Here is a 2913-nt window from a genome sequence, read left to right as displayed (position 1 = left end):
CCCGACACCGCATCCCGCTCCTCGATCAACAACCGCCACAACGCATCCGGCGACGACACCCCACCAGGGAACCGACAACCCATACCCACAATCACAATCGGGTCCGGCCTTCCCACCGATATCGGCACCGGCGCTACTGGCAGAGCGGCCGTATCGGTTTCATTCCCGCGCAACTCGTCCAGTACATATCGCGCCACGACAAGCGTGCTGGGATAGTCGAATATCAAAGTGACAGGTAACCGCAGCCCCGTAGCAGTGTTGAGCCGGTTCCGGAGCTCCACTGCCGTCAGCGAATCGAAACCCAACTCACGGAAATTCCGATCGATATCGATATCATCGCCACTGTCGTGGGCCAACACCGCCGCGACCTGATCCCGCACGACATCCAGCACAAGAGGCAACGCTTCGGCTTCCGGTAACCTCGCGATCCGCTGCTGCAATGGCGACACAGCCTCGCCGGAGCCACCGATGGTGACTGTCCGCCGCTCCCGTGGAACCAGACCCTGCAGGATCGCCGGGATCGATGTGGCCCTTCGCAGCGTCGGGAGATCGAGTCTCGCGGCGGTCACCGTTGCTCGATCCTGAACAGTCGCCGCGTCGAACCAAGCGAGCCCCTGCTCAATGGTCATACCCGACATGCCTTCACGTGCGTACCGAGTCGTATCTTGCGCGCGTAACCGAGAACCCATCCCGGAACCGGAATCCCACAAACCCCACGCAATCGACACCGCCACAAGCCCCTGCCCACGACGAAACTCAGCCAGCGCATCCAAGAAACTATTCGCCGCAGCGTAATTACCTTGCCCCGCACCACCCAACACACCAGCAACCGAGGAATACAACACAAACAACGCCAAATCAGCATCACGAGTGGCCTCATGCAAATACCACGCCGCATCCGCCTTCGCCGCCAACACCGCATCCAACCGCCGCGGCGTCAACGCCGCAATCACACCATCATCGAGCACACCCGCGGCATGGACCACACCCACCAACGGCAACTCCACCGGAACCGCACCCAACAGGGTATCGACCCCTACACGGGTAGACACATCACACGCCACCACCCGCACCATGGCACCCAACCCCGTCAGTTCTTCCACCAGATCCGCCACACCCGCAGCGTCCAGACCCCGACGACTCCCCAACACCAACGACGTAACACCATGAGCCACAACAAGATGCCGCGCAACAATCGCACCCAAACCAGCCGTGCCACCCGTGACGACTACCGAGCCCGACAACGACCGCGCCGACACCTCCGATAGATCGCCAGAGGCGCCTGCCGCTTCAGTCAATCGAGTCAGTCGCGCCACGTGCACCTGGCCTTCCCGCACCACGACCTGCGGCTCTCCATTGGTGAGGACCTGTGCAACCATTCGGGTCAAACCATCGCCGTCATCTGCGGCATCAGTATCAACGAGCACGATCCGGCCCGGATCCTCCGACTGCGCCGAACGCACCAACCCCCACACCGCCGCCGCAGCGGGATCGCTAACCCGTTCCCCCGCAACCGAAACCGCACCCGCGGTCAACACCACCAACGTACTGTCGCGGAACCGAGGCTCACCCGACCACGCTTGCACCACCGCCAACGCCCCATCGACCACAACCCGCAGGCGCTCCAGCACACCAGTGCTCGCACCGTCATCACGTAGATCGAAAACTACTGCTGGCAAAACACTTTCAGCATCGGACGCCCGCTCCAAGAACGACTCGACCCGAGAAAACACCGCGACCTCCGGCATCGCTACAACCGGACCAGCCTGCGGGATCCACTGCAAACCCAACAACCGCTCACCCGGCACCGACTCCGGCAGCACCACCGGACGCGTCGTCAGAGACCCGATCGTCAGAACCGGCTGCCCGAGCTCATCTACCGCCCGAATCGACACGGCAACCGAACCCGAGCCATCCTCGGCACCGGAATCCCGCACGGCATCACCCGTTATATGCGCCCGCAAGACAGTGGCTCCCACCGCATGCAGTGCGACGTCCTGCCAGGCGAACGGCATCCGGGGCCCGCTGGCGGCGCCCCCGATTCCCGAGTCGCCGCCGGCCACGGCCATACCTTGGAACAGCGAATCCAACAGTGCCGGGTGCAGACCGTATCCCGTTACGCCATTGGCCGTTTCAGGCAGGGTCGCCTCGACAAAGAGGTCCTCACCACGCCGCCACACCGACTGGAGGCCCTGGAAGGCAGGTCCATATACATACCCGGCATCGGAAAGTTCATCGTAACAATCGCCCAGATCCACGGCCATCGCGTCTAGCGGCGGCCACTGTGCCAACTCCGTAACCACGCCCGGATCTGCGGTGCCCGGCGCGAGAACAGCCTCAGCGTGCACAATCCAGTCAGCACCTACATCGCAGTTGTCGTCGTGCGCGTACAACGACACCGACCGATATCCAGAATCATCGGGGCTATCGACGACGATCCGCACCGTCACACCACCGTGCGGCGATACCACCAGCGGCGACCGGATCGTCAGCTCCAACAGACGATTACATTCGAGGTCAGCACCGATGACGGCCAGCCATTCCACAAACACCGCACCCGGCGCTATCACCTGACCGAAAACCACGTGATCGGCCAGCCACCGCTCTCCTCGCACCGACAACCTGCCCGTGTACACAACCGTCCCCGAACCCGGCACTGTCATTACCGCGCCGATCAACGGGTGCTCGGAACCGGTCAGTCCCCACGCTGCTGGATCACCCGCCACAGGAGCGTCAAGCCAATACCGGCGACGCTCAAACGCATACGTCGGCAACACCACCCGCCGACGCGCACCCCCGGACCACAACACCGACCAAACCACACCCGCCCCCGCGACATCAGCCTCAGCGACCGACCGCAAAAACCGCTCCACACCACCCTCACCACGCCGTATCGACCCCACCACCCGCACC

Annotated in this window: 1 protein-coding gene; it reads right to left on the bottom strand. The window is 63.2% G+C overall.

All coding sequences use genetic code 11. The annotated features are described in order from the left end of the window. Positions 1 to 2780, bottom strand: a 2780-nt coding sequence (locus ACIBCN_RS44455) for an SDR family NAD(P)-dependent oxidoreductase (protein ID WP_396998917.1), incomplete at its 3' end; no start/stop codon positions are given. Positions 2781 to 2913: the final 133 nt, after the last annotated feature.

The organism is Nocardia sp. NPDC051052, assembly GCF_044456045.1.
Lineage (GTDB): Bacteria > Actinomycetota > Actinomycetes > Mycobacteriales > Mycobacteriaceae > Nocardia.
The sequence above is the reverse complement of the archived record's forward strand: the minus strand, read 5'-3'. Positions and strand labels throughout refer to the sequence as shown.